26 protein-coding genes and 1 pseudogene are annotated in these 22,223 nt (G+C 66.3%); 14 read left to right on the forward strand and 13 right to left on the reverse strand.

Going from position 1 to position 22,223, the window contains the following annotated elements:
• The 4 genes from GC106_RS41885 to GC106_RS41900 all read left to right on the forward strand — a co-directional run.
• Positions 1 to 1,299 (forward strand): glycogen debranching protein (locus tag GC106_RS41885; protein WP_246368047.1); only part of this gene is annotated, 1,299 nt, incomplete at its 5' end.
• 37 nt (positions 1,300 to 1,336) lie between these two features.
• Complete coding sequence (locus GC106_RS41890; RefSeq protein WP_173141755.1) at positions 1,337 to 1,516, forward strand: hypothetical protein; 180 nt, start codon at positions 1,337 to 1,339, stop codon at positions 1,514 to 1,516.
• Between the two features lie 9 nt (positions 1,517 to 1,525).
• Entirely contained in the window at positions 1,526 to 2,338 is an 813-nt protein-coding gene (locus GC106_RS41895) for an MBL fold metallo-hydrolase (RefSeq protein WP_173141756.1), read from the forward strand.
• A gap of 247 nt (positions 2,339 to 2,585) precedes the next feature.
• Complete coding sequence (locus GC106_RS41900) at positions 2,586 to 3,080, forward strand: ATP-binding protein (RefSeq protein WP_173141757.1); 495 nt, start codon at positions 2,586 to 2,588, stop codon at positions 3,078 to 3,080.
• A 6-nt stretch (positions 3,081 to 3,086) separates the two neighbouring features.
• Here GC106_RS41900 and GC106_RS41905 read toward each other — a convergent pair whose 3' ends face one another.
• Positions 3,087 to 3,584, reverse strand: a complete 498-nt coding sequence (locus tag GC106_RS41905; protein ID WP_246368049.1) for a DUF6098 family protein — start codon at positions 3,582 to 3,584, stop codon at positions 3,087 to 3,089.
• Positions 3,585 to 3,615: 31 nt separating this feature from the next.
• On the reverse strand, positions 3,616 to 4,143 hold the full coding sequence (locus GC106_RS41910; protein WP_173141758.1) for a hypothetical protein: 528 nt from the start codon (positions 4,141 to 4,143) through the stop codon (positions 3,616 to 3,618).
• Positions 4,144 to 4,325: 182 nt separating this feature from the next.
• On the opposite strand from GC106_RS41910, the gene GC106_RS41915 reads away from it, so the two are divergent.
• The 3 genes from GC106_RS41915 (at position 4,326) to GC106_RS41925 (ending at position 6,778) form a co-directional block, all read left to right on the forward strand.
• Positions 4,326 to 5,150: a glycerophosphodiester phosphodiesterase family protein gene (locus GC106_RS41915; protein ID WP_173141759.1), complete on the forward strand. Its 825-nt coding sequence runs from the start codon at positions 4,326 to 4,328 to the stop codon at positions 5,148 to 5,150.
• A gap of 79 nt (positions 5,151 to 5,229) precedes the next feature.
• Positions 5,230 to 5,790 (forward strand): hypothetical protein, encoded by a 561-nt coding sequence (locus GC106_RS41920; RefSeq protein ID WP_376777820.1) that lies wholly within the window; start codon positions 5,230 to 5,232, stop codon positions 5,788 to 5,790.
• A 70-nt stretch (positions 5,791 to 5,860) separates the two neighbouring features.
• Complete coding sequence (locus GC106_RS41925; RefSeq protein ID WP_173141760.1) at positions 5,861 to 6,778, forward strand: ribonuclease Z; 918 nt, start codon at positions 5,861 to 5,863, stop codon at positions 6,776 to 6,778.
• Between the two features lie 341 nt (positions 6,779 to 7,119).
• Here GC106_RS41925 and GC106_RS41930 read toward each other — a convergent pair whose 3' ends face one another.
• The 4 genes from GC106_RS41930 to GC106_RS41945 all read right to left on the reverse strand — a co-directional run bounded on the left by GC106_RS41930 (position 7,120) and on the right by GC106_RS41945 (position 10,041).
• Positions 7,120 to 7,335 (reverse strand): threonine/serine exporter family protein, encoded by a 216-nt coding sequence (locus GC106_RS41930; RefSeq protein ID WP_173141761.1) that lies wholly within the window; start codon positions 7,333 to 7,335, stop codon positions 7,120 to 7,122.
• 10 nt (positions 7,336 to 7,345) lie between these two features.
• Complete coding sequence (locus tag GC106_RS41935; RefSeq protein ID WP_173141762.1) at positions 7,346 to 7,888, reverse strand: hypothetical protein; 543 nt, start codon at positions 7,886 to 7,888, stop codon at positions 7,346 to 7,348.
• Positions 7,889 to 7,982: 94 nt separating this feature from the next.
• Positions 7,983 to 9,347 (reverse strand): ATP-binding protein, encoded by a 1,365-nt coding sequence (locus tag GC106_RS41940; RefSeq protein ID WP_173141763.1) that lies wholly within the window; start codon positions 9,345 to 9,347, stop codon positions 7,983 to 7,985.
• Positions 9,334 to 10,041, reverse strand: a complete 708-nt coding sequence (locus GC106_RS41945) for a response regulator (RefSeq protein WP_173141764.1) — start codon at positions 10,039 to 10,041, stop codon at positions 9,334 to 9,336. The genes GC106_RS41940 and GC106_RS41945 overlap by 14 nt, the downstream gene beginning before the upstream one ends.
• A 145-nt stretch (positions 10,042 to 10,186) precedes the next feature.
• Between GC106_RS41945 and GC106_RS41950 the strand changes: the two genes are divergently transcribed.
• Positions 10,187 to 10,567: an SPW repeat domain-containing protein gene (locus tag GC106_RS41950; RefSeq protein ID WP_173141765.1), complete on the forward strand. Its 381-nt coding sequence runs from the start codon at positions 10,187 to 10,189 to the stop codon at positions 10,565 to 10,567.
• Positions 10,568 to 11,351: 784 nt separating this feature from the next.
• Positions 11,352 to 11,840, forward strand: coding sequence for a MarR family winged helix-turn-helix transcriptional regulator (locus GC106_RS41955; protein WP_173141766.1), 489 nt, complete (start codon positions 11,352 to 11,354; stop codon positions 11,838 to 11,840).
• Positions 11,841 to 12,108: 268 nt separating this feature from the next.
• Here the strand turns inward: GC106_RS41955 and GC106_RS41960 are convergent, their stop codons facing one another.
• Both GC106_RS41960 and GC106_RS41965 read right to left on the reverse strand, forming a co-directional pair.
• The gene (locus GC106_RS41960) at positions 12,109 to 12,540 is read right to left on the reverse strand and encodes an SRPBCC family protein (protein ID WP_173141767.1); all 432 of its coding nucleotides are present in this window, start codon (positions 12,538 to 12,540) and stop codon (positions 12,109 to 12,111) included.
• Between the two features lie 165 nt (positions 12,541 to 12,705).
• Positions 12,706 to 13,308, reverse strand: a complete 603-nt coding sequence (locus GC106_RS41965) for a TetR/AcrR family transcriptional regulator (RefSeq protein WP_173141768.1) — start codon at positions 13,306 to 13,308, stop codon at positions 12,706 to 12,708.
• Positions 13,309 to 13,343: 35 nt separating this feature from the next.
• Between GC106_RS41965 and GC106_RS41970 the strand changes: the two genes are divergently transcribed.
• On the forward strand, positions 13,344 to 14,654 hold the full coding sequence (locus GC106_RS41970; RefSeq protein ID WP_376777821.1) for an MFS transporter: 1,311 nt from the start codon (positions 13,344 to 13,346) through the stop codon (positions 14,652 to 14,654).
• Positions 14,655 to 14,685: 31 nt separating this feature from the next.
• Here the strand turns inward: GC106_RS41970 and GC106_RS41975 are convergent, their stop codons facing one another.
• Positions 14,686 to 14,895 carry an STAS domain-containing protein gene (locus GC106_RS41975; RefSeq protein WP_173141769.1) on the reverse strand — a complete coding sequence of 70 codons (210 nt, stop codon included), beginning with the start codon at positions 14,893 to 14,895 and terminating at the stop codon, positions 14,686 to 14,688.
• Between the two features lie 20 nt (positions 14,896 to 14,915).
• Here GC106_RS41975 and GC106_RS41980 point away from each other — a divergent pair, with 20 nt between their 5' ends.
• On the forward strand, positions 14,916 to 15,323 hold the full coding sequence (locus GC106_RS41980) for a MerR family transcriptional regulator (RefSeq protein ID WP_312873318.1): 408 nt from the start codon (positions 14,916 to 14,918) through the stop codon (positions 15,321 to 15,323).
• 117 nt (positions 15,324 to 15,440) lie between these two features.
• Here GC106_RS41980 and GC106_RS41985 read toward each other — a convergent pair whose 3' ends face one another.
• Positions 15,441 to 15,896, reverse strand: coding sequence for a GbsR/MarR family transcriptional regulator (locus tag GC106_RS41985; RefSeq protein ID WP_173141770.1), 456 nt, complete (start codon positions 15,894 to 15,896; stop codon positions 15,441 to 15,443).
• An 80-nt stretch (positions 15,897 to 15,976) separates the two neighbouring features.
• On the opposite strand from GC106_RS41985, the gene GC106_RS41990 reads away from it, so the two are divergent.
• The 3 genes from GC106_RS41990 to GC106_RS47230 are packed head-to-tail and all read left to right on the forward strand — an operon-like array spanning position 15,977 to position 18,277.
• Positions 15,977 to 16,840: an ABC transporter ATP-binding protein gene (locus tag GC106_RS41990; protein WP_173141771.1), complete on the forward strand. Its 864-nt coding sequence runs from the start codon at positions 15,977 to 15,979 to the stop codon at positions 16,838 to 16,840.
• The gene (locus GC106_RS41995) at positions 16,837 to 17,547 is read left to right on the forward strand and encodes a fluoroquinolone export ABC transporter permease subunit (RefSeq protein ID WP_173141772.1); all 711 of its coding nucleotides are present in this window, start codon (positions 16,837 to 16,839) and stop codon (positions 17,545 to 17,547) included. The genes GC106_RS41990 and GC106_RS41995 overlap by 4 nt, the downstream gene beginning before the upstream one ends.
• A gap of 1 nt (position 17,548) precedes the next feature.
• Positions 17,549 to 18,277, forward strand: coding sequence for an Rv2686c family ABC transporter permease subunit (locus tag GC106_RS47230; protein WP_217281627.1), 729 nt, complete (start codon positions 17,549 to 17,551; stop codon positions 18,275 to 18,277).
• A gap of 42 nt (positions 18,278 to 18,319) precedes the next feature.
• Here GC106_RS47230 and GC106_RS42000 read toward each other — a convergent pair.
• The 3 genes and pseudogenes from GC106_RS42000 to GC106_RS42010 all read right to left on the reverse strand — a co-directional run.
• Positions 18,320 to 19,222 (reverse strand): annotated as a pseudogene (locus tag GC106_RS42000) (UDP-glucuronic acid decarboxylase family protein); the annotation flags it as partial.
• A gap of 26 nt (positions 19,223 to 19,248) precedes the next feature.
• Positions 19,249 to 20,289 (reverse strand): phosphotransferase enzyme family protein, encoded by a 1,041-nt coding sequence (locus GC106_RS42005; RefSeq protein WP_173141773.1) that lies wholly within the window; start codon positions 20,287 to 20,289, stop codon positions 19,249 to 19,251.
• Between the two features lie 25 nt (positions 20,290 to 20,314).
• A complete protein-coding gene (locus GC106_RS42010; protein WP_173141774.1) occupies positions 20,315 to 22,060 on the reverse strand; it encodes a B12-binding domain-containing radical SAM protein in 1,746 nt (581 codons plus the stop codon).
• Between the last annotated feature and the right edge of the window lie 163 nt (positions 22,061 to 22,223).

A 22,223-nucleotide genomic window follows, 5' to 3' on the forward strand; every position in this document is an offset into this window, starting at 1 on the left:
TACTACCGGCTGGTGGACGACGACCGCCGGTTCTACATGGACTACACCGGCACCGGCAACTCGCTCAACGTCCGCAACCCGCACACCCTCCAGCTGATCATGGACTCGCTGCGGTACTGGGTGACCGAGATGCACGTCGACGGGTTCCGTTTCGACCTCGCCGCCACGCTGGCGCGTGAGTTCTACGACGTGGACCGGCTGAGCGCGTTCTTCGACATCGTCCAGCAGGACCCGGTGATCAGCCAGGTCAAGCTGATCGCCGAGCCGTGGGACGTCGGCCCTGGCGGCTACCAGGTGGGCAACTTCCCTCCACTGTGGACCGAGTGGAACGGCAAGTTCCGGGACACCGTCCGGGACTTCTGGCGCGGTGAACCGGCGACGCTGGGCGAGTTCGCGTCCCGCATCACCGGTTCGTCGGACCTGTACCAGGACGACGGCCGCAGGCCGTTCGCGTCGATCAACTTCGTCACCGCGCACGACGGCTTCACGTTGAACGACCTGGTGTCGTACAACGACAAGCACAACGAGGCCAACGGCGAGCAGAACCGTGACGGCGCCAACGACAACCGGTCGTGGAACTGCGGAGCCGAAGGACCGACCGACGATCCCGAGGTGCTGGCCCTGCGGGCCCGGCAGCGCCGCAACATGATCGCCACGCTGATGCTGTCGCAGGGCGTGCCGATGCTGCTGCACGGTGACGAGATCGGCCGCACCCAGAACGGCAACAACAACGCCTACTGCCAGGACAACGAGCTGTCCTGGGTGGACTGGTCGGCGCTGGACGAGCACCGCGACCTGCTCGACTTCACCGCCGCGGTCATCGATCTGCGACACAGCCACCCCGTGTTCCGTCGTCGCCGGTTCTTCGCCGGGCGGCCGATCCGCAAAGGGGAGGAACTGCGCGACATCGCCTGGTTCACGCCGTCCGGCGAGGAGATGACCGAACAGGACTGGGAGTCCGGGTTCGGGCGGAGCATCATGGTGTTCCTCAACGGTGACGCGATCCCCGACCTGGACGCCCGCGGGCTACAGGTGCGGGACGACTCTTTCCTGCTGTGTTTCAACGCCCACGACGGCGAAATCGCGATGACCGTCCCCGGCGACAGCTACGGCCACGAGTGGTCCGTCGTCCTCGACACCCACACGGGTGAAGTATTCGCTGACTCGGCCAGTGGTGTGCTGATCGACGTCGTGGCCGACGAGCAGCTCACGACGCCCCGCACGCTGACCGGCGGCGAAAAGCTCACAGTTCCCGAGCGTTCGCTGATCGTGCTGCAGCGTACACAGAACGGCGAATGACTCGGTTTTGATCAACCCGTGCGGGGTAGCCGAGCGCATGGACGACAAGACTCGGCGCGACGACAGCGACCAGGATCTGACGGCTTCCCTGGCCGAGGACAGCGACGACCCGACGGAGGAGAACACCACTCCGGGACGTGCGCAGGTGATGGGCGACACCGGCCGAGAGGCCAATCCCACCGGCACCATCGGCCAGAACGACTACCCGGTGGAGTAGGCACAGGCCATGGGACACCGGATAGCCGACGAGTCGTTGTTCTTCGTGGGCAACGCGACCGCGGTGCTGAGGCTCGGGCCGTTCACTGTGCTGACCGACCCGAACTTCCTGCACCGCGGCCAGTGGACCCACATCGGTCAGGGCGTGGTCTCCCGCAGGCGCACCGAACCGGCGATCCAGATCGGTCAACTGCCCGGCCTGGACGCCGTGGTGCTGTCGCACATGCACGGCGACCACTTCGACCGGATCGCCAGCCGCGAACTGGACCGTGATCTGCCGATCCTCACCACACCGCACGCAGCACGACGACTGACCAAACGCGGCTTCCGTGCGCCTGTGTCCCTGCGGACGTGGTCGGACTTCACGATGACGAAGGACGGTGCGACGCTCACCGTGACCTCGCTGCCGGGCAAGCACGCGCTGGGCTTCGCGGCACGGGTGCTGCCGCCTGTGATGGGCAGCATGGTGGAGTACCAGGCCGCCGGCGACCCGGGCCCGCCGTTGCGCATCTACCTCAGCGGCGACACCCTGGTGCACAACGAACTACGCGAGATCCGGGAACGCTACCCGCGGATCGACCTGGCCATCGTCCATCTCGGCGGCACGAAGGTGCTCGGCCTGTTGCTCACCATGGACGCCAAGCAAGGGGTGGATCTGGTGGAACTGCTGGCGCCCCGGCACGTGATCCCGGTGCACTACGACGACTACGGCGTGATGAAGTCGCCGCTGTCGGACTTCGTGGTCGAGATGACCGAACGGCGGCCGTCCGCCGAGGTGACATACCTCTACCGCGGTGACTCGTTTCCCTGGGCCCGGCTCTGACCGGCCGACCACGGCGGACAGTTCACCGGCTGGCCGGGCGCGGTGACCGTTACGTTGCCGCACACGAGGGTTCCCGTCGGTCCATCGTCCGAACAGGACTGTGCGCCGCCCGGAACCGACCGAGCACCCACGCCGGCATACCGCGCCGTCACGCTTCGAAACATCGTTCGGAAACAGCATAGGGACACCGGCCACGGGTATCCGATGACTGGCCAGCGGACCGAAATGGTGACCGGGGATCGAGCCAATGCAGAGGCACGAACACGGAGGACCACTTCCGGCACCCCTGCGGGCGTGGGCGGCCACCCTGCCCGATCTCGCCGGGGACGTCGTCACCGACGCCGACTTGTCCGAACCGTACCTGCACCTGTCGGCACCGGCGACGCCATCCCAGCTCGCGCCGATCCGCGACCGTGTTCTGGAATGGACTTATGCGGTCCGCCTGCTCGAGGACGAGCGCCAGGACATCGTGATGGCCACGGACGAAGCCGTGTCCAACGCCGTCCGGCACGCCTATCATCACGAGAGCGGCATGGTCACCGTGTTCGCCGCGTGTGATCGCCTGGCACGCGCTGTGCACGTGGTCGTCTCGGACGACGGCACCTGGTCGGCGCCGTCCGGCACGGGCAACGGCGGGCGTGGACTGGAGATGATGGACGCGCTGTCCGACGTGTTCGACCTGCACCATGACGCCCGAGGGACCACAGTGGTACTGCGCTGGGCTCGACGCGCCAACGCCTGAGCGGGATCAACGCCGGTCCATCGGTCCCCATTCGGGTGAGTTCTGCTCTTCCACCAGGCGTTCGGCCGCATGCAGGACCGTGTCGGCGACCCAGGCCACGGGCCGGTCGCACTTCACCAGCGGTTCGTTGTCCGGTCCACGCGCCACCTCGATGCCGCGCAGCACCCATGGACGGACGCCAGGGCCGCGCAGCTCAGGCAAGTGACGGTAGTCGTACAACCGCCTGGCCAGCCACAGCCGCAATGACCGATCCCACCACGGCTCGACACGCAGCGAACTCGCCGACAGCCCGGGCAGGGCGACACCGGTCAGCCCGTCCCGGCTGGACTGACCGTGGGCGAGGTCGACGTCCGGCCCCAACGACCAACGGACGTACAGGTCCCCGCCGTTCTCGGCCGCCACCAGCGCGGCGAGTTCGTCCAGACTGACGATCGTCCGGGTCAGCGAAGCGTCATCCGGTGCGCGGTCCACACCACTCGAATGCCCGGTCCGCGTGGGGTTCATGCGGCCCGCCGCACTGTCCATCCTGGATGAATCAGCCCGAGGCCGTCTCGACCTTGAGCGGCAGGTCCTGGAGCTGCACGACGGTGGCCTCCGGGCTGTCCGGTACCACCAGGTCCACCGGCGCCCCGAGCCGGCAGTGTTCCCCGCGCGGCGGGAAATGGTCCAGATGCGCCCACAGCCGCATCGGCTGGGCGGAACCGAGCTCGATCGTGCCGCCGGGCTGACGGACCGTCGCGACGATGTCGGCGACGAGCAGCATGTCGAACTGCGACGACGACGCCCGCAGGTGGCCGATCGACTTCGCCTCGGTGTCCTTCAGGCGCACTTCGATGGTGCCGCCGTCCTCGGCGCCGCCCGCGTCCGGCAGCTCCGCCTTCAAGGCTAAGGACGGGAGTTCCAGCGTGATCCCGTCCGCCGTCTCCCGGGCGCCGGCCCGCACCGTGCAGTCGCCGGTGAAACGCACCCGCACCGGCCTGGCCCGCAGGGTGAGCTCCGCGTCGGGCGCGTCACACCGGATCCGGAACTCGTCGCCTTCGGACGGAAGCGTCGTACTCGGCATGGTTCTCCCTCACTGCGATCTTTCCTCACCGCGCTGTTCTCACAGCGTTCTTTCTCACTGCGAAACGGGCCAGCGCGACCACACCTCGATATACCCAGACGCCGTCGATCCAATCGCCGGCGCCGAGCGACTGTGATCTTGTAGTTTTCGTTCCCTGTAGTCAGACCGAAGGAAGGACACCTATGGTCACGCGCCCGGCCGTTGTCCGGCTCGCGCTCGCCGTCGTACTGCTGCCGACACTCGCCGTGCCGGCCGCGGCGCAGGACAGCGCCCTGCCCGCATGCCCCGCTGTGTTCGCACACGGCGGCTATCCGACCGGGCCGAACGCATGGGAACGCGATCAGGTGCGGCAGCCCAACAACCCGACTGCGTTACAGGACTACAAGAACAAGGGCGCGAGCGGTGTCGAGGCCGATCTGCAGCTGACCAAGAACGGCACGAAAGCCGTTATGTGGCACAACACCTCCACCCTCCGGCTGACCGGCTCGAAGGCCGACGTCAACACGCTGTGGTGGAACACCGGCAGCGACAAGCTGAACGGCCGCACCATCGAGGTCGGCCCGTACAAGGGCGAGCGTGTGCACACCTTCCGCGAGTTCCTCGACGCCGCCAGGAGAATCGGCATGGTTCCGCTGGTGGAGATCAAGGGGGAGGCCAAACAGTCGCTGCTCAACGCCGACCCGGCGATCAGGAACACCGGGTGGGCCGAGGTGATCGCCCCGGTCCGGGAGCGCGTCGCGACCCAGGAAATCATGGTCTACACCCATGACGCGGCGTTGAAACCAGAGCTGACCACCCGCTTCACCAACGCGGGACTGGCGGCGGTGATCGCGGGCGGTGCGCACCGGCCGGTCTGGCCGGACACCGTCGCGTGGGAGGAGCCCCCGCCGTCGTGGACCGGTAACCAGGCGTCCTGGCAGGCCGCGCTGGACAAAGGCCCGCGGCGCATGGCGACCAGCTGGCCGCAGCAGATGCGAACCTGGCTGAACGGCCGCTGCACGGCCTGAATGTGCTAGCTTCCGGTGAATGCGCACAGCTTCGACGCGACGTCGTGGAACTGTCCCATTCACCGGCATATTCGCTGTGGTGCTCGTGTTCTCACTGCTCGGTTCCGGGCCGGTCGCCCAGGCCTCGCAGGGTCGCGAGTGCGAGACCCCGTCGATCGATCGCCTCCAACAGTGGATCGCCAGCGGCGAGGGCACCACGGTACCGCCGACCGGCAGCCTGCTTGTCCGCGAAGGCAAGCGGTACGCGGCGAAGGTGACGTTCCTCAACGCCGAGTGGCACGTGGTGGTCGTGTGGCTCGCGAACCAGTTCGAGGCCCAGGCCGACTTGTCGAAGTCGTCCGGTTTCTGGATGACCTACAGCTCGACGGACGACGTCTACGTCCAGCTGCGCCCGGCGTCGCACTGGAGCGGCGGCGACAAGTGGCTGACGCTGGTGCCGTCGACGGGCGGCAAGCTCGTCCGGAAGTTCTTCAGCTTCTCCCCCAGGAACTGGACCTCACTTCCCGAACTGGGCACGCCGTCGTACCCGTTCGCCACGGCGTTGCGGGAGGCACGCGGCCTGGTTTTCGTCGGCAAGACGCCGAACAAGCTGGAGTTCCGCGGCCTGCGCATCGACGGCTACCGGCCACCGTGCCTGTGAGCCGGACGACCACTCCACTTCGGACGCACCTAATCAGTCGTGTGAGTCGACCGGGCCGTATGGTTCCGGTGTGTCGCTGCGAGAGCTCGTCGTGCTGGGAACCGCCAGTCAAGTACCGACCAGGCAACGCAACCACAACGGCTATCTGTTGCGCTGGGACGGCGAAGGCATTCTGTTCGATCCGGGCGAAGGTACACAGCGGCAGATGCTGATGGCGGGTGTCGCGGCGAACGACATCACCCGCATCTGCCTCACGCACTTCCACGGCGACCACTGCCTTGGCGTACCAGGCGTTGTGCAACGCCTGTCCTTGGACGGCGTGCGCCACAGGGTTTTCGCGCACTACCCGGCGTCCGGCCGGCAGTACTTCGACCGGCTACGGCACGCCTGTCCGTTCCATGAAGTGGCCGAGATCCACGAGGAACCGGTGGATCGGGATGGCCCAGTCGCGGCGGGTGCGTTCGGCGTGCTCGAAGCACGTCGGCTGGACCACACCATGGAGGCGTTCGGCTACCGGCTGGTCGAACCCGACGGCAGGCGTATGGTGCCCGAACGTCTGGACGCGTTCGGCGTGACCGGTCCGGCCGTGGGCGAACTGCAGCGCAACGGTGTCCTGGACGTCGACGGCCGTACCGTGCGAGTGGAAGACGTCAGCGTGCCGAGGCGGGGACAACGATTCGCCTTCGTGATGGACACCCGCCTGTGCGACGCGGTCCACGAACTGGCCGAGGGTGTCGACATGCTGGTGATCGAAGCGACCTTCCTCGCCGAGGACACGTCGTTGGCGACCGAGTACGGACACATGACCGCGGCGCAGGCAGGCCGCGTCGCCCAGGAAAGCGGTGTCCGGCAGCTCGTACTGACCCATTTCTCCCAGCGGTACGACGAGCCCGCGCGGTTCCACGCCGAAGCCGCCGAGGTGTTCGACGGCGACATCGTCGTGGCTGAGGACCTGATGCGGATTCCCGTGCCGAAGCGCCGCCCGTGACGCCCGTCGAGCCCGTGGTCACATGTTTACCCGTTCGGGTGGCCTCAGCGGGCGTTCAAGTGGGTACTTGACATGGCGCCGAAGGGAGGTAGCGATGGGAAGGCACCGATTCGACGAGAACGACGAGGCAAAGTGGGGCGGACCGGATCTCGTCGCCCATGAACGCCAGCAGTCCGTCACACATTCAGGCACCGGCCGGAACCTGTCCTCCTGGCGACCGGCCGCACATGACGATCAAAGCAGTGCCGACACCGACCCACCTGCAGGCACCCCCTCGTGAGTGTTTATCAGGGTTAGAACACTGATAAACACTCACGAGGGCTGACCAGCGCGAAGGGGGATCACCAGCGCGTGTGCCGGTGACGCACCGGCCGCTGGGGTGGCGTGCGCTCGCGCCGGTTTACCCACGAGTCGAACGCGACAAGCAGGCCGGTGAGGACAGCGGCCACCAGGCCCCACAGCACCACGCCGTTGAGAAGAAGCACGATCGCCACGCTTCCCAAGGCCGCCGCCGGCAACGTGACGTACGGGTCGATCGGTCCGAAGAAGTTGCTCACCACGACCTCGTCAGCAGACCGCTTCGTTGACCGCCGCCGCCACGGCCTCGAGTTCCGCGGACGGTGGGCAGCTGATCAGCACGAGTTTGGTCAGCGCGTCGCGGATGTCGGTGCGTGGGGTCAACGTGCCGGAGTGACGCTGCGTCGTGATCGCGACGGTGCCGCCCCGGGCGAGCAGGTCGAGTGCGTTGAGCACCGACCTGGCCGGCAGGATGATGTCGACATCGAACCGGACCGGCGCCTTGGCCCGGACGGACAGTTCGAGCAAGGCGTGCCGGGGATCGATGATCGTCCAGTGACACCGGGCCTGCACGACCGAGATGCGATCGAGGTGCTCGGGCCGCTCCAGCAGTTCGTACAGCGGCAGGACACCCGGGTCCTCGTCAGGTTCGCGCTCGCCGAGGACCACCGCGAACACCGGCCAGAGGTCTGCTTCCTGGACCGTGGCGGCGGAGACCGCGACCCGTCGGGGCCACAACAGCAGTGCCTCACGCGCCACCAGGTTGGGCCGGACGGTGATCTGTCCGTGGTCCGCGTCCATGGTTGTCGGCATGTCATCCATCCGTGGGGGTGGTTGCTTGCTGCCCCACAGCTTGGTCAGCTCATGTTGAGACGACCTTGGTGCCTTCTTTGCGGTTGTATGACGCTCAGTCGTCGATGCACGGCAGCGTGACGGTGAACCGCGCTCCGCCGCCGGGACGATCTGTGCACCGCACCCGGCCCTCATGGGCGGCGACCGTCTCCGCGACCAGGGCCAGCCCCAGTCCGGTGCCGGACGTGCCGCCCCGGGCGGTGTGTCCGGTGGCGAAACGCTCGAACACCCGCTCGCGTTCGTCCACGGGAACACCGCGGCCCGCGTCGTCGACATGGATCACCACGTCGCGGCCGACTCGCTGAACGGTCACTCCGACCAGTCCACCGCCGTGACGGTCCGCATTGTCCATCAGGTTGACGAACGCGCGCTCCAAAGCGAGCTTGCGGCCGTTCACCCTGCAGTCGGCCGCCACCACCAGCAGCTCGCCCGAGCGGTTCGAGTCCGCCATGGTGTGCGCCAGCAGTTCACCCATGGACAACGGCTCCGGCGGATCATGGTGCAGGCCGGCCTCGGTCCGAGCCAAAGCCAGCAGGTCGTCGAGCAGACGGCGGAGGTGGTCGACCTCGTTGACGACCAACCGCAGCGCACGCTGCGAGCGCTCCGGCATGTCGTCGCTGTACCGGTCAAGCACGCCGACACCGGTCACGAGCGTGGTCAACGGGGTGCGCAGTTCGTGGCTGACGTCGCCGAAGAACCGGCGTTCGCGTTCGATGCGTCGCTGCAGCGAGTCGACCATGCTGTTGAACGATTCGGTGATGGTGGCCAGGTCACGGTCATGGGTCCGCTCCAGCCTGGTGTCCAGTTCTCCCCCGGCGATCTGCGCCGCGGTACCGGCGACGTCTCGCAACGGTTGCAGGACCCGGCGGCTGGCCCACATGCCCAACGCGGCCGCGCCGAGAGTGGCCGCGATGCCGCACGCCGCCAGGACCGTGCGCAGAATCGCGAGGGTGGTCTGGAGCTCTTCGAGCGGCGCGATCTCGAACAGGCCCGAGCCACCGGGCAGCGGGATGCCCACGGCAAGGAAAGGCCGCCCGTCGTGGTTGAGCGGCAGCGTCGTCTGGGTGCCCGATGTGACGGCAGGTACCAGGTCGGCGGGCAGATCGCCTGGCCCGACCGAAGCCTGCGAGGTGAACCACTCCCCCTCCCACCGCAACAACAACGCCGTGTTGGCCGGCGGGTCCAGCGCCGTCAGCACCTCCTGTGCCGACGCGCCCGGCATTGCCAGCCGTCCCCGCATGAAGTCCGCGTCGGCTGATGCCTGCCGCTCGGCCGAGCGCTGCCGTTGCACGTCCAGGTAGCCCCGGCTGATGGTGTAGACCGACACCGCCAGCACCAGGGAGACCAGGCCCGCGCCGAGGGCGAAGGTCAGGATCACCCGGCCGCGCAGGCCAAGACCGAGGCGCTTAACGCTGGGCATCGAGCCGGTAACCGAGCCCGCGCACGGTCACCACGATCCGGGGATCGGACGGATCCCGCTCGATCTTGGTACGCAACCTGCGGATATGGACGTCGACGATGCGGTCGTCGCCGAAGAAACCGCGGTCCCAGACCCGCTCAAGCAGGCTGCTGCGGCTCAGCACCCGGCCCGGCTCGCTCGCCAGTTCGCACAGCAGCCGGAACTCCGTCAGGGTCAGGTGCAGTTCCTGGTCCCCACGCCGCACCGTGCCACCGGCCGGTGACAGCACCAACGGACGTTGCGGATCGGCGTCAAGCAGCATGTCCCGCGGTTCCTGCGGTCCAGGCGTGCGGGCTCGCCGCCGCAACGCCCGCAGGCGAGCGGTGATCTCCTTGATCTGGAACGGCTTGGTGACGTAGTCGTCGGCGCCCGCCTCAAGGGCCGCGACGATGTCGTGGGTGTCGTCTCGGGCGCTGACCACGATGATCGGCACGTCGTGGTCGTAACGGACCTGCCGGATGCAGCTGAAGCCGTCCATCTCGCCCAGCATCAGGTCCACGATCATCACGTCCGGCGGTCCGTGGCGGCGCAGGCCGGCCAGCGCCGACTCGGCGTCCGGCGCCTCGGCCACGTCGTAGCCCTCATCCTCCAGCGCCAGCCGCAATGCCGCTCGAACCCGATCATCGTCCTCAACGACAAGCAGTTTCGCGCCCACGGGGTCTCATGCTGCCAAACGCCCCGGGCGCCCGCCGGGCAGGCGCGGCGAGTCGTCACACAACCGCAAAGTGACAGCCAGTCCCACCTCAACGTCGGACGGTCATCGTGAACCCGCGGACCACGCCAATCCGGGGAGTTACTGCATGTCAGCGGCCACGCACCGACAAGGCTTCCAGCCGCCCGGCCGCCGGTACCTGCCCGGCGCCGGCCTGGTCATGGCGGCCGGAGTGTGGCTGGTGATCGTTTCGGCCAGCTGGACCTACGGCGACGTCGACAGTTGGCTCGACGCGCGATGGAACGACGCCGCCGCCGGATCGGTCCTCGCTGTGGTGGGTATGGTCCGAATCGTCCGGCCGGTGCTGACGAACGCGGCACGGCTGCTGTCGATTCTCGTCGGCAGCTGGCTGATCATCGCGCCTTTTGTCGTGGGTTACGGCTTCGGCGCCGACTCCACCCCGGCAACGGCCAACGACGTGCTGATCGGGGCGGTGATCACCGGCATGGCCGTCTTCGGACGGATATGACAACAGTTGGTTCGGGCACTGTTCCGTGGCTTGTGGATCATGCGGTTCGCCTGGCGAATGTGAGGCCCGAACGACACGGCCACACTGTTGGCCAACGCAAGAGTTGCGCATGCCATGTTTTTTGGCGATGATGCCGCCTCGGTCCCCGCGACACCCGGAACAAGGTGGCACTGCATCGAATGACTGCGATCCCCCCACACGATGACGTGTCGAAGCTGACCTTGGTCTGCGACGGGTGTGGCGACAGCGTGTCGGAAAACAAGCCGTCCGCCGACTATCGAGCCGCGTGGTTACTGCTGTGGCAACAGGCTGTGCACGCTTCATGGAAGGGCAACGCGCGGCCGATCGGCCCACACTACTGCCCGGAATGCGAAGCCTGAACTTGATCTTTCCGGGTGTCTCCCGAACAGAGGCAACTGTTGCATCGCGCAAGATTAGCCAGTTGAATTGCCGGACCGTGCGACGCGACGACTATCGAGAAGGACATGACGGCACAGCCCAAAAACCATCACTCGGACTCACGGCTCGCCCTGGTCTGCGACAGCTGTCAGACCACGCGCAGCACCTCGACCGAATACCTGACCTTTCGCGGCGCGTGGCTGCAACTGTGGCAGCACGCGACCAACGAAGGATGGCACGGCACCGATCAGCCGACCGGACCACACCGCTGTCCCTCATGCGTTTCACGGTGACCGAGGTGGACAAACGCCACGCCGGATCGCGCAGGCCGACGTTCCGGCGGTGTGCCGAGCCACGGGGAGCCGGATGAGGTACAACTACACATATGGCTCGCGTTCTGCCCACCTCCCAGGCTCCTGACGACGTCGACGCCGTCACCGACGCGGTGTTGGCCGCGTCCCGGCTGTTGGTGACCGTCTCGGCTCGGTCGATCGCGGCGGTTGACGACACCATCACGATCCCGCAGTTCCGGCTCCTGGTAGTGCTGGGCAGCGAAGGCCCGCAGAAACTCACCTCGGTGGCCCAGGCTCTGGGAGTCAACCCGTCGACCGCCACGCGCATGGTCGACCGTTTGGTCACGGCGGGCCTGATCGACCGGCAGCCCAATCCGGCCTCTCGGCGTGAACTGGTGGTCGCCCTCACCAGACGGGGCCGGACGGTCGTCAGCAACGTCACCAAGCGCCGGCGCGCCCAGATCGAACAGATCGTCGGGCAGATGTCCCCGACCTCCCGGCGCGGACTGGTACGGGCACTGTCGGCGTTCGCCGCCGCAGGCGGGGAATCGACCGGCAACACCGAGATCTTCTGGGTCTAGGCTCCAGCGCGCAGGCCGGAATCCGGCCGGTGTTCCGGTCCCATGCCGGGTATCACTGCATTGGGCACGTATCCGCGCCCAGCTTGGTCATCCCGAGTGACCACGGCCGTCAGTATGGGTCAGTTGGGATGCGCGTATGTAGAGGTACTTCTGCTCAGGAAGACTGGCGGTCAGCCGGGCCGCGCGGAGGTAGTCCTCTTGGGCTTCCCGGTTCCTGCCGGCCATCTCCACTGGTCGGAGCGACACGGGTCTGGCGGACATGCCGTGTTCACGTCTCCAGGCAGCGGCGGAGCCGGTCAAGGTCGGCGCTGATGTTCTTGTGCACCTGTTTGGCCAGCAGAGGCGTCGCCCATCGGAAAAACCACCCGGGCCGGCCCGTGGCGTGGATCGCGACCTCGGTCCCGCCCTCGACGTCGGCCAGTTCGTAGCGAACGGTCATCGGAAACGGTCGCTCGACCTGAAGCTCGACCAGCCGGTCGGGCTCGTGCTTGGTGACAACGTATCGGTACGTGAACGAGCGGCCCAGAAAACGCGCCGTGCGCTCGACCTTCGCACCGGTGACGAGCAGTCCTGGTCGAGCGGGAACACTGGAGGTGATCCCACCCGTCCAGCGCATGTCGTTCGCCGGATCGAACATGAACGCCGCGACATCCGCCCTCGTTCGGCGGACGCGCACCACGGGACGGACATCGACAGCCATATCGGCTCCCTCCACACGGACTCGTGCGGGATCAGTCCATCACGAGAGGTCTCTTCGCGCAGCTGGAAACCCTCACGAGAGCCGACGGACCGCACGTCCCGGGGAACGCGGTCTCGGGGGCAGGAAAGCCCAGCAAGGTGCCGTCGCGACGCAGGGAGATGGCCGTTAATCATGGAACGTACGGTCGAGGTGATAGCCCAGCACCGCAATGGCTTCCGCCGGCGTGCGTTGTCCGACCAGGACACCAGTACCGAGTCCATGGCTCACCGCGAGCAGGCGTGCCGCTTCGGTCGGAGCATCGAGATCGGCGGGCAACTCGCCTGTCGCCTGCGCCCGAGCCAGCACATCGCCGAGTTGTCGTTCCAGTCGTTTCGGACCCTCGACGAACGGTTGCTCAGCCAGTTCCCGGTCGGTCATCGCCAGTACCGCGTACGACGTCCACATCAAGTGGAACGTGCGACTTCGCTCGTCGGTCGGCAGAGCCTCGGCCAGCAGCGCCTCGACGAGAACACGCGCTGGCACCGGATCTGGCAGTTCGGCCAGCCGCGCGGCCCACCGGTCGCGGCTCTCACACTCCAGATACTCGAGCGTGGCGTGCATCAGACGCGCTTTGGACTGAAAGTAGTGCTGAACCAACCGCAGAGAGACCTCCGTCTCCGCGGCCACTGCTCGCATGGTCACCGCATGCAAGCCCTCCCGCACGGCCACCCGCAGCAGACCTTCGATGATCTGCTTCCGGCGAACAGCGTGATCGACGACCTTCGGCACGTTTTTATGATACACGTGTATAACAAAAAAAGGGGGTGCTTCCCGTGGTACTGGCGCTGGCGTGCGTGGCGCAGTTCATGGTGGTGCTGGATGTGTCGATCGTGAACGTGGCGTTGCCGTCGATCCAGCGCGTGCTCGGCCTCGGTGAGTCGGGCCCGCAGTGGGTGGTGAACGCTTACGCGCTGGTGTTCGCCGGCTTTCTGTTGCTCGGTGGGCGGTTGGCTGACCTGTACGGGCTGCGGCGGGTGTTTCTGTCCGGCCTCGTCCTGTTCGGCGGAGCCAGCCTGGCCGGCGGTCTGGCCGACGACGCCGGCCTGCTCATCGCGGCACGTGCCGCACAGGGCCTGGGTGCCGCGATCCTCGCCCCCGCGACGGTGACCGCACTCACCACCACGTTCCGGGAAGGACCAGAGCGAACTCGCGCGTTGGCGATCTGGACCGCGGTCGGCCTGGCGGGCGGCACGGCGGGCAACCTGATCGGCGGAGTGCTGACCGAGTACCTGTCATGGCGGTCGACGTTGCTGATCAACGTCCCCCTGTGTGCACTGGCTGTCCCTCTTGTCCTGCGCGGTCTCGCCCCTGCTCCTGTTCGTCGAACCCGGTCCCGCTTGGATCTTCCCGGCGCGGTGCTCGCCACGAGTGGACTGGCGGCACTGGCCTACGGGTTCGCGCACAACCCGGCCGCGCTCGCGATCGGCGTCGCTGCTCTTGCGTCATTCGTTGTGGTGGAAGCGAGATCCACGGCCGTGCCGCTGTTCCCGTTACGCTTGCTGCGGTCCCCGGCAATCCGGGTGGGCAACATCGCCATGCTGCTCGCCGGAGCGTGCCTCAACCCGATGTGGTACTTCCTCACCCTGACCATGCAGAACCTCCTGCACTACCCGGCTTTGCTCACCGGACTTGGCTTTCTGCCGCACACCGTGGTCTCGATCGCCGTCGGGATGTTCCTCACACCAAGACTCATGCGACACGTGGACAGCCGCATCCTGGTCAGCGTCGGCGCACTGATCGGCGCGGCCGGATTCTGGTGGCAGAGCCGAATCTCCCCGGACAGCGACTACCTGTCCGGCATTCTCGGCCCAGCAGTGATCATCTCGTTCGGCGGCGGACTGCTCAACACACCGATCACCACCATCGTCACCTCAGGTGTCAACGCGGCGGATGCCGGTGCGGCGTCAGGCTTGATGAACACGACCAAACAGATCGGCGGCGCGCTGGGCCTCGCCGTTCTGGTGACTGCCACGGACACGTACGCCGAGGCGTTTCTCGCGATCGGCGCGGTCCTCGTGGTCGTCGCCATATTCGGTCGTGTGCTGCCCGCACGCCGCTGCGACGAGAAAGCGTAACTGTTTGTGTCTCGTCGCCCGAAGCCGTATGTCAATGCGCGTCGGCGAGCCGTCCGGACAGCTTGCTGTGCAGCTTTTCGCTGTGCGGGTTCAGGCCGGTGATCTCCGCCGCGATGCCGCGGGAGGCGAACTTCGCCGTGACCACGTCCAGTGTGGCCACTGCGGAACTGTCCCAGACGTGGGCGCCGGACAGGTCGATGACGACCTTCGAGACGGATTCGGAGTAGTTGAACGAATGCATGACGAAGGCGAGGGCATCGCGTGGGCGAGCACATGCAGATCGGCGAAGTGGCCGAACGCACCGGCCTGTCCCTGCGCACCATCCGGTACTACGAAGAAGTCGGCCTCGCGGTCCCCAGCGCCCGCAGCCAAGGCGGATTCCGGCTCTACACACAGTCGGAGTTGGACCGGCTGAACCTGATCAAGCGCATGAAACCCCTTGGCTTCCACCTGGAGGAAATGCGGGACCTGCTCGCCGTCCTCGACCCTGACAAGGCCTCCGGCAAGCGGCTGACCGCCGGTCAGCGCCGTGCACGACTGCGCGAGTACACCGAAACCGCCGAGGAACGGTGCACAGAACTTCGAGCAACCCTCGCCACAGCCGAGGAGTTCGCCGACATGCTCCGCGCCCGCCTGCACGATACGGAACCCGTGAACAACGGCAAGTAGGGCGTTCTCTTCCCTGGTCGGCAGATGCGGCCGGCGCCGTTCGCTGCTCACTCCCGGCTGACCTGGGACACCTACCTTGACCAGCGGACCTGGTCGAAACGTGCCAATCGGCGTTCCTCACCCGTTCCCACTCCGGGCATGCCACCGGTCGATCACCGCGGGCAGCTCGTTCATCAGGTACGTGTAGAAGTCGCGCATCTCGACCAGGCGCTGACCGGCGACACTGTGCTCGCCGACCGCGTCGATCCCCTCGTTGGCCGCTTCCTGCATGACCTTGACGATCTCGTTCTGACTGGACATCAGGATGGCCCAGGCGCCGGGCCGGAACCGGAAGTGTTCCCGCCTGCTGCCCGGGGCGGGCACCCGCTCGATCAGCCCGACCGCCGTGAGCGACTTGATCGCCGTGGACACCGTGCCCGGGCTGATGGTGAGCCATTCGGACAGCTCGCCCGCGGTCACCGTCTCCTGCTCGGCGAACAGCAGAGCACACATCACCCGCGCGGTCATCCGCTGCATCCCACCAGTGGTCAGCGTCAGCGCGAGCCGCTCAGCCGCCTCCATCCGCCCGTCCATCGGTCTCCTTCCCAGATCCTGACGCGATCTTAACAGTACCGAATCTTTGCAAATCTGCGAAAACTCGATACTGTTCTGGCATGACCGTCATCGAGGTCGACGACCTCACCTTCACCTATCCCGGCAGCGCCGAACCGGCCGTGCGCGGCATGGACTTCACCGTCGGCACGGGCGAGATCTTCGGGTTCCTCGGCCCCAGCGGCGCGGGCAAGTCGACCACCCAGAAGATCCTCATCGGCCTGCTGACCGGCCACGGCGGCACAGTGTCGGTGTGGGGCAAGGACCCGGCCGCCTGGGGACAGGACTACTACCAGCGCGTCGGTGTGTCCTTCGAACTGCCCAACCACTACCAGAAACTCACCGCACTGGAGAACCTCCAGTTCTTCGCATCCCTGTACGACAAGTCCACACTGGACCCGATGGAGCTGCTCGACTCCGTCGGCCTCGCCGAGGACGCCCACACTCGCGTCGGCAGGTTCTCCAAGGGAATGCAGATGCGGCTGGTGTTCGTCCGCGCCCTGCTGCACGACCCCGACCTGCTGTTCCTCGACGAACCCACCTCCGGGCTCGACCCGGTCAACGCCCGCAAGGTCAAAGACATCGTGCTGCGCGAGAAAGCCCGCGGCAAAACCATCTTCCTGACCACCCACGACATGGCCACCGCCGACCAGCTCTGCGACCGCGTCGCGTTCGTCGTCGACGGCCGGATCGCCGCGATGGATTCGCCCCGTGAGCTCAAAGTCGCCCGTAGCCAGCGCGAAGTGCGCGTCGAGTACCGCAACGAGTCGGAATCGTTGACCGCCACGGACTTCCCGCTCGACGGACTGGCCGACAACCCGGACTTCCTCGCCGTGCTGCGTACCGAACGCGTGGAAACCCTGCACAGCCAAGAAGCGAGCCTGGACGACGTGTTCGTCGAGGCCACCGGCCGGAGCCTGACATGAGCCGCCTGACGGCCGCGCTGAAGCTGGAGATCACCCTCCAGCGCCGGTACAAGTTCCTGCACGCCGCGGTGTTCTCCGGTGTGCTGTGGCTCGCCCTGCTGCTGCCCATGCCCAGCGACCTGCGCTCCACAGCGGAGCCCTACGTCATCCTCGGCGATCTGATGATCGTCGGCTTCTTCTTCGTCGCCGCCGCCGTCTTCTTCGAGAAAGGCGAACGAACCCTGCACGCACTGGTCGCCACACCATTGCGGTTCCGGGAATACCTCGCGTCCAAAGTAGTCACACTGACCACGTTATCCGTTGTGCTCGCGGTGTTCGTGGCCACCACCACACACGGCGTGCACTACGACCTGCCGTTGCTCGTGCTCGGCGCCACACTGGGAACCATCTTGATGCTCCTGCTCGGCTTCCTCACCGCACTGCCGTTCACGTCCGTCAGCGACTGGTTCATGCCCTCGGTGCTCCCGATCGCGCTGTTCAACCTGCCGATCTTCCACTACTCAGGACTGTCGGACGCGGCCTGGTTCTTCCTGATTCCCACCCAGGGACCGCTCATGGTCCTCGGTGCCGCCTTCGACCAGAAAACCCTGACCGCGTGGCAGTTCGCCTACAGCGTGGGCTATCCAGTGCTGTTCGCGGCCGGGATGTGGCTGCTGGCCCACCGGATGTTCGACAAGTACCTCGTGGCCAAGACCGGAGGAGCCTGACATGACCAACGCCTTCGCCGCATTCGGCCGCAACGACCTGCGTGGCGTCGGTCGCGATACCCTGCTGGCCGGCATGTTCCTCGCACCGCTGGTCTGGATCGCCATGGTCCGGTTCGCCACCCCACCGGTCACCCGCCTACTGGCTGAGAACCAGGTCGACCTGAGGCCGTACTACCCACTGATCCTCGTCGGCTTCCTGTTGCTCACCAGCGCGATCATCGTCGGCGGCGTCACCGCGCTGATCGTGCTGGAAGAGCGGGACGCCAACACCCTGGCCGCGGTGCGGATCACCCCGGCGTCCCTGGGCCGCTACATCGGCTACCGGGCGATCATCGCCGTCCTCCTCACGACGGTCTACGTCATCGGCACGATCACCGCCAGCGGCCTGTTCCCCGCCCGTCACCTACCCGCGCTGATCCCGATCGGCCTGCTGACCGGCTTGTCCGCGCTCGTGATCGCACTGGCCATCCTGGCCGTCGCCAAGAACAAGGTCGAAGGGATCGCCGCGATCCGCGCACTGGGCATCGTCGTCGCCGGACTGCCCCTGCTGCCCGCGTTCATCGATTCGAACTGGCAGCTGGCCTTCGGAGTGCTGCCCACCTACTGGCCCGCCCAAGCGTTCCTGACCGCGAGCGACGGCGGCACGTGGTGGCCGTACCTCATCGGAGGCATCGCCTACCACGCACTCGTCGTGTGGCCGCTGTACCGCCGCTTCATCCGCGCGCGTTAGCCGGAGTTGCGCGTCGAACCAAGCAACAGTCCTTTGTAGACCCCGGTGGAGCGGGATCTGGGGAACCCACCGAAGCACTTGCTGGGCGCGAGTGATGTCGGGACGCCGGACCGAAGGGTCGTCCACGGGCCGGTCGACGAACCGAATCGAACTGCGGCACCGGGTCAGGTCGCGGATCGTATGGGCCAGTTCGAGGATACTGGTCTCCGCTGTGTTGCCGATGTTGATCGGCCCGCTGTCGCCTGAGGCGGCGAACAACAGGATTCCGTCCACTGTGTCGTCGACAAAGCAGACCGAGCGAGTTTGACTGCCGTCCCCGGTCACTGTGAGAGGCTGGTTTGTCAGCGCCTGACGGACCAAAGTGGGGATGACACGCCCGTCGTCCAGACGCATGCGAGGTCCATAGGTGTTGAAGAGGCGCGCGATTCCGGTATTGACGTCGTACGTTCGGCGATACGCCATTGTGAGAGCCTCGGCGAAGCGTTTCGCCTCGTCGTACACGCTCCGCGGACCGACCGGGTTGACGTTGCCCCAGTACGTCTCCGGTTGTGGGTGGACCAGTGGATCTCCGTAGACCTCGGAGGTGGAAGCCAGGATGAAGCGTGCCCGTTTTGTCCTGGCCAGGCCGAGGGCGTTCAGCGTCCCGATCGATCCCGCCTTGAGGGTGTGCACCGGCAGCCGCAGATAATCCACGGGAGACGCCGGTGAAGCGAGATGAAATACCAGGTCCACCCGCCCGGGAATCCCTATCCGATCGGTCACGTCATGTCTGATGAGCTGGAACCGCGGGTTGGCCAGCAAGTCGCCGACGTTCGCCGCGGTCCCGGTGAGGAAGTTGTCCAGGCAGATCACTTCCGCCTGCCGGCCCAGTAACCGTTCGCACAGGTGCGAGCCGAGGAAACCCGCACCTCCGGTGACCACGACACGCCCTACCGAATCAGCCATCGTCACACTCTTCCCTCGACGAGCAGTCACACGCACTCGGCGATGACCGTCGGAATGCACGCCGCCAGGTCGTCCAGGAGATCACATCGCCCTGCCACTTCCGCGGGCAACTCGAACGACAACGACAGTTCGCGCAGCACCACCCAGTACATCGCTGGTTCAAGGATTTCACGCCGCAAGCCGCCGCACCCGGCTTTCCTGGCCGCCTGGTTATATGCGGCGACGAACCGTATGCAGCGCGCCCACTCGCGAGGACCGGCAAACCACGGCGGGCCCGAGAAGTAGAGCGCGGCGTAGGCCACGTCCTCTTCCGGCCAGCCAGGTCTCATGAAGTCGAAATCATGCACCAGGCGAATCTCGTCGCGGATCACCAGGACGTTCTCGGGCCGGAAGTCCCCATGCAGCACGGTTGCGTCCTGGTCCGCCGGCGCGAAGAAGCCCGGAAAGCGGCGGGCGATCTCATGCGACGTTTCTTGGGCTTTCTGAAGCCTGTCCCGTGTGTCGGGCGAGTCGGTCGTTCGAATCGACTTCTGCCAGAGCTGGTCCGACTGAGCGATCCACCGTGCCGGCGACTGTCTGCGGACGAGTGAACTGTCCGCCGCTCCGTTGCTCTCAGCAAGGATGGCCTGCCCGACGCGGTGCAGTTCACAGAGGACATCAGGCCCATGGTCCGCGAAGGCCGAGTGCGGGTCCGTTGCGCTCGCACTGGCGAAGTCGCTGCACCACGGGTACACCATGACGGTATAGCCCGCGCAGCGCGCGGCATAGCGTCCTTCGTGCAGTCGCACTGGCGGGAGTACATAGGGGTAGCCGCGCATTTTGAGGGCGGCGAGAGTCCGGCCGATGACGTCGAGTTCGTCCAGTGTCCACCGTACGGCCACAGTGGCCTCATTCATCACCTTGACGCAGTGGGATCCCACGCGAAGCAGGGCGTTCCACGACGAGGTCGTCACCGGCTGGACAGTGGAGACGTCGATGTCGTGGGGTAGCTCGCGACAGATGGCCGCCGCGTTCGACGTGACGCCACGCTTCCACTCCGACAGCGTGGGAGCGTCCGGTGTGGACATCCGCGTTCATCCTTCCGGCCGGCTTTCAGCAGTCCCCGGACACTCCGAGGGGTGCCGCCGACATGGCCGCCTGGCTTCGTGGAGGAACTCCGATCTCCTGGCCAGGCCCGCTGAACGCGGCGTACTTGAACGCGGAGAAGCGGCCCACGATGTGCGCGGGGAAGGCTTGCAGCGTCGAGACCATCTCCCGCGCGCGGCGTGCGGACGTCCTGTAGTGATCAGTCACCAAGTCGCTCACCTTCGCCAGGTCGCCTTCGCTGCCCGCAGCCAGTGCGCGGACGAAGAAGTCGTAACCGTCACGGTTCTGGCTCATGATCTTCGTCTCGACCGCCGCGTTGATCTCGTCGGCGATCTCCTCCGGGTGGTTGCGGTACACGGCGGGTACGTCGATCATGCGCAGCCTGCGGAAGAAGTCGTCGACCTCGACCCATTGCTTGTCGCCTGCCTTGTGGAGGACGTCAGCGAGTTCTCCGATGCGCGGCTCCTCGTAGCGGTACTCGCGATACCCCGACTTGTAGTTGAAGTCGGACGGCAGCAAGCCCTTCTCGATGAGCTGGCTCGCGATCGGCGTTCCCGGATAGGCATACAGGACCTGGGACATGTTGGTGTAGAGGTAGGTCTCCTCGATGTCCTGGAGGAAGTCGGCGTCGATCCGGAGGTCCTCCCAGGAGGTGAACGGGTCGAACATGATGAAGCCGACCTGCAGGCCGATGCGGTACTTGCGGACCAGCGAGACCGCCCGCCGGTACACGTCGGGATTGGTGTGTTTGTCGAGGTACTCCAGCCGCCTGGGGGAACCGGACTCCAGTCCCATGTAGGCACACGTCAGGCCGCTGTCGGCCAGCGCCTTCATCAGTTCTTCCTGCCCGTCCACGGAGTCCGCCCGCATCAGGACTCGGTAGGTCACGCCCAGCTTCGCCTCACGCAGGACTTCGGCCAGCTCGAGGGCCCGGAACCGGCTGCGCCTCGACGGCAGGGTGAAGTTGTCGTCGCTGAACCAGAAGTGGTCGATACCGAACTCGTCACGCAGGTACTTGATCTCCTCGACGATCTTGTCCGCGGACCGGTCACGCCAGCGGCGAAGGTAGCCCAGAGCGGGGTACACGCAGAAGGTGCACCGGAACGGGCAGCCTCTGCTCGTGTAGATGCGTGCGTCCTTGATGGCGACGTCCCGGTCGAGGAGCTCCCGCAGGGTGTCCCTGGCGGGGAAGGGAAGGTCGTCGATATCCGGCTCGGGCGGGTTGGACGTGAGCCTGATCTGCAGCAGCGGCAACATCCCCGCGGACTCGTCGACGTCCCGGTACCACAGTCCGGGCACAGTGGACAGCGGTTCGCCGCGCTCCAGGGCCTCGATCAGTCTGAGCATCGGTATCTCACCGTCGCCCGCGACGATCGTGTCCACATAGGGCTCTCGGCGCAGGATTTCCTCCGCGCAACTGGCGGCCTGATGACTGCCCCAGCACACATGCAGGTGGGGTTTGCGTTGCTTGATGGCGGTGGTCACGGTCAGCGCCTGGCCTATGGTGAGGCCGGTGACGGAGATTCCCACGATCTCGGGGTCGTAGCGCAGGATCCGCTCGGTCACCTCCTCCGGCGTGCAGACCGCGTCGAAGACCGAGTCCTCGACCTGGAAGTTGAGTATCGTGACCTCGTGCCCGAATTGCCGTAGATAGGCCGCGATCGATCCAAGCCCGAGATGTTCGCCACCAGCCAAAGAGGTGGGGGACGAATTCCGATATCCACTGCCCGGAAGCACGAGAGCGACGCGCATATGATCACCTCTTGTGTGAGCGCGGCTTGGACGAGCGGGCCCTGCGAGGACTCTAACAGAGTGGTGGATGACAGGCATACGCACCAAATTGGTGAACGTGACGCCGCATGCTCACTGAATGTGTTCCCAACTCCGGGCTCCGCACACGCGATCGATCAATTGC

Source organism: Kibdelosporangium persicum (assembly GCF_013280595.1).
GTDB lineage: Bacteria > Actinomycetota > Actinomycetes > Mycobacteriales > Pseudonocardiaceae > Kibdelosporangium > Kibdelosporangium persicum.